At 68.7% G+C, this 3,875-nt stretch carries 2 protein-coding genes; both read left to right on the forward strand.

Going from position 1 to position 3,875, the window contains the following annotated elements; translation table 11 throughout:
* The coding region (locus CAPSK01_RS07510) for an alpha-2-macroglobulin family protein (protein ID WP_273703264.1) at positions 1-2,041 on the forward strand (2,041 nt) is incomplete at its 5' end.
* Positions 2,038-3,875: penicillin-binding protein 1C (gene pbpC / locus CAPSK01_RS07515; protein WP_273703265.1), on the forward strand; the 1,838-nt coding region annotated here is incomplete at its 3' end. The genes CAPSK01_RS07510 and pbpC, both read left to right, overlap by 4 nt.

The following is a 3,875-nucleotide window of genomic DNA, read 5'->3' on the forward strand; positions in this document are numbered from 1 at the left end:
CGCGCGTGAATTGTTCGATACGCTGCTGCTGTGGAAGGCGCGCGTCCCGCTCGACGCACAGGGTCACGCCGTGGTGGACGTGCCGCTCAACGATGCGCTGTCCGCCTTCCGCATCGTCGCCGTCGCGCAGGCCGGTGCCGACCGGTTCGGCACCGGCCGCGCCAACATCCGCACAACGCAGGACCTGATGCTGCTCTCCGGCCTGCCGCCCTTGGTGCGCGAACAGGACGAATTCTCCGGCATGTTCACGCTGCGCAACAGCACCGGCCAGGCGCTGTCGGCACGTTTCGAGTGGTCGCTGCGCGACCTGCCAGCGGACGATCCCAAAGGCCGCGTGATCGCCAACGGCCATGCCGCGGTGGCACTCGCTGCCAACGAAGCGAAGCTCGTCTCCGTGCCGGTCAAGGTGCCGGTCAACATCACCGGCCTGTACTGGGAAGTGACCGCGACCGCCAAGGACAACACGCGCGACCGGCTGCGTGTGGCGCAGAAGGTCATCGAAGTGCATCCGGTGCGGATTTATCAGGCGACGCTCGCCCAGCTCGACAAACGTCTGGAATTCCCGGCAGAACGTCCGGACGGCGCGGTGCCGGGGCGCGGCGGCATCCGCGTGGAAGTGATGGGAACCCTGGTCGGCGAAATGTCCGGCGTGCGCGAGTATTTTCAGCGCTACCCCTACACCTGCATCGAACAGCGCACCTCACGGGCCATCGGCCTGGGCGATGACGCCTCGTGGAAAAGCGTCGCCGGCAGCCTGCCCAACTATCTCGATTACGACGGGCTGGTCCGTTATTTCCCGGTGGACTGGGCACAGGGCAGCGATGCGCTGACGGCATATCTGGTACAGATCGCCAACGCCAGCGGCCGGGAATGGCCGGAACAGGCGCTGGATCGTATGCTGAAGGGACTGGAAGCGTTCGCCACGGGCCGCATCGTACGCGGCAGTGCGTTGCCGACGGCGGACCTGACGGTACGCAAGCTCGCCGCCATCGAAGCCCTTGCACGGCACGGTCGCGCGAAACCGGAGATGCTCGAGTCCATCAGCATCGACCCGGCGCTCTGGCCGACCTCGGCCTTGCTCGACTGGATCGGGATTCTGCAGCGGGTGGACAAGTTGCCGCGCCGCGCCGAGCGGCTGCCGGAAGCGCTGGCTCTGCTGCGCGGACGCCTGAATTTCCAGGGCACGGTGATGACCTTCTCCACCGAGCGCACGGACGCGCTGTGGTGGCTCATGGTGTCGGCGGACGTGAACGCCAACCGCGCGTTGCTGGCGGTGTTGAACGAAGCCGACTGGCGCGAGGACATGGGACGCCTCGTGCGCGGGTCGCTGGCGCGGCAGAAGCACGGACACTGGGGCACCACGGTTGCCAATGCCTGGGGCACGGTCGCGATCGCGCGCTTCGCGCAGGCCTTCGAGCAGGTACCGGCAAGCGGCACCGCGGTCGCCACGCTGGGCGGCACGACGCTCAACCTCCCGGTGAGCAATGCCAGGCAGACGCGCGACTTCGCATGGCCTCCGGCGCGCGAAACGTTCTCGCTGACGCATACCGGCCATGGCGCACCGTGGGCGATCGTGCAGGCGCGCGCGGCGTTGCCGCTGAAGGCGCCGTTGTTCACCGGCTACCGCATCCAGCGCACGCTGACGCCGGTGGAGCAGAAGGACAAGGCGGTCTGGTCGCGTGGCGACGTCTATCGCGTGACGCTGGAAATCGACGCGCAAAGCGACATGACCTGGGTGGTGGTCGATGATCCGATCCCCGGCGGCGCCGCGATCCTGGGCTCCGGTCTCGGCCGCGATGCCGCTTCGCTGACGCAGGGCGAGATGCGCGCCGGTGCGACCGGGCCGATGTTCGTCGAGCGCAGCTTCGAGGCTTACCGGGCTTATTACGAGTTCGTTCCCAAGGGCCGTTTCAAGCTGGAGTACACGGTGCGCGTGAACAACCCTGGTCGTTTCGACCTCCCGGCGACACGGGTGGAGGCGATGTATGCCCCGGAAATGTTCGGCGAAGTGCCGAACTCGGTGCTCGCAGTGCTGCCGTGAAACGCCGCCGCCTCCTTGCGCTTGCCGCTGTCTCGCTCGTCGCGGCAGGCGCGCTGGCGCTGTCGATGTTCGTCGCGCCGTATCCGGTCGTTGCGCTCGACTCGGTGCGCACCGACTGGCGTGCCTCCGATGCCTGGCTGCTCGACCGCCATGGCGAGCCGCTGTCGCGCGTGCGCGTGGACCACCAGCGCCGCCGTGGCGACTGGGTTGCGCCGGCCGACGTGTCGCCCGCGTTGGTGGCGGCGGTGCTGGCCGCCGAGGATCGCCGCTTCCACGCGCACGCCGGGGTGGACTGGCCCGGCATGGTCGGCGCATTCTGGCAGACCGTGAGCGGGGGGCGGCGCGGTGGCAGTACGCTGACCATGCAGGTGGCGGCGGCCCTGCACCCGGAACTCGCCAGGGGCGGCGCGCGCGACGTGCTGCAGAAGTGGCGGCAGATGCGACAGGCACTCGCGATCGAGCGCTCATGGCGCAAGGACGAGGTGCTGGAAGCGTGGCTCAACCTCACGCCTTTTCGCGGGGAACTCGAAGGGATTGACTCGGCTGCGCGTGCGCTGTTCGGCAAACGGGCGACGGGGCTGGACCGCAGCGAGAGTGCCCTGCTGGCGTCGCTGGTGCGCGCGCCGAATGCCCGCCTGGCGCAGGTTGCGCGCCGGGCCTGCGCACTGCTGGCGCTCGGCATGGATTCGGAAGAATGCCTGCTGATCAAGTCGCTGGCGGCGCAGGGACTGCGGCACGGGCCAGCGCGGCACGCCATCGGCGGCGATGCGCCGCATCTCGCGCGCCGGCTGCTCACTGTCCCGGGACAACGGCTGGTGAGTACGCTGGACGCACGCGTGCAACGCTTTGCCGTCGAGACGCTGACGCGGCACCTGCGCGAACTGAACGGACGCCATGTCGAGGACGGCGCGCTGCTCGTGCTCGACAACCTCACCGGTGAAATCCTCGCCTGGGTAGGTTCCAGCGGCGGCCTGTCGAGCGCCGGTGAGGTGGACGGCGTCACGGCGCGGCGGCAGGCGGGCAGCACGCTCAAGCCCTTCCTCTACGCGCTGGCGATCGAGAAGCAACTGCTGACCGCAGCGTCGATTCTGGATGACTCGCCGCTGGCGGTCACGACACCGGCGGGGCTGTATGTGCCGCAAAACTACGACCACACTTTCCGGGGCAGCGTGTCGCTACGCCAGTCGCTGGCCTCTTCGCTGAATGTGCCCGCGGTACGCACGGTCACGCTGGTGGGCCACGAGACGTTCTATCAGCAGTTGAAGAAGCTGGGCTTCGACACGCTCGACCGCGATGCCCACCACTACAGTTACGCACTGGCGCTGGGGGGGGCGGACGTGACGCTGCTGCAACTGACGAATGCCTATCGCACGCTTGCCAACGGCGGCTGGTCAGGGGCTGTGGTCAGCACGCCGGCGGTGCAGACGCGGGACGATGAAGGGGGGCAGGTCGTGACAGCGCAGGCGGCATTCATCGTCGGCGACATCCTCGCCGACCCGGCTGCGCGTGCATTGACCTTCGGTCTCGCCAGTCCGCTGGCCACGCGCTACGCGGCGAGCGTAAAAACCGGCACCAGCAAGGACATGCGCGACAACTGGGCAGTGGGCTACAGCGACCGCTACACGGTGGGCGTGTGGGTCGGCAACTTCTCGGGCAGGCCCATGCACGATGTCTCCGGCGTCACCGGCGCCGCGCCGGTGTGGCGCGAGGTGATGGACTTTCTCCAGCAAGGCGTCGCGCCTGCCCGGCGGGAGCCGCCGGGGGGCCTGGTTCGCCAGCGTGTCGTCTATGCGGACGGCACCGAGCCGGCGCGCGAGGAGTGGTTCGTGGCGGA

The sequence above is a fragment of the Candidatus Accumulibacter vicinus genome (assembly GCF_000584955.1).
Taxonomy (GTDB): domain Bacteria; phylum Pseudomonadota; class Gammaproteobacteria; order Burkholderiales; family Rhodocyclaceae; genus Accumulibacter; species Accumulibacter vicinus.